The 252-nt window shown below is 66.7% G+C and carries 1 protein-coding gene; it reads left to right on the forward strand.

Going from position 1 to position 252, the window contains the following annotated elements; genetic code table 11:
* Positions 1-9 precede the first annotated feature (9 nt).
* A partial coding sequence (locus CDN38_RS33650; RefSeq protein ID WP_275539817.1) for a lipid II flippase MurJ occupies positions 10-252 on the forward strand: 243 nt, incomplete at its 3' end.

The following is a 252-nucleotide window of genomic DNA, read 5'->3' on the forward strand; positions in this document are numbered from 1 at the left end:
CCCAATTTCCTGCGGCGTTTGTTCGCCGAGGGCTCTTTCGCCACCGCTTTCGTGCCCGTGTTCACGGAGGTGAAGGAGACCCGCAGCCATGCCGAGCTGCGCGAACTGATGGCCCGCACCGCCGGCACCCTGGGCGGGGTGCTGATGCTGGTCACCGCCGTGGCACTGATCTTCGCGCCGCAGCTGGCCTCGGTCTTCTCCAGCGGCGTTGATACCGATCCGGTCAAGCAGGGGCTGCTGGTCGACCTGTTC

This window comes from Mycobacterium ostraviense (genome assembly GCF_002705925.1).
GTDB lineage: Bacteria > Actinomycetota > Actinomycetes > Mycobacteriales > Mycobacteriaceae > Mycobacterium > Mycobacterium ostraviense.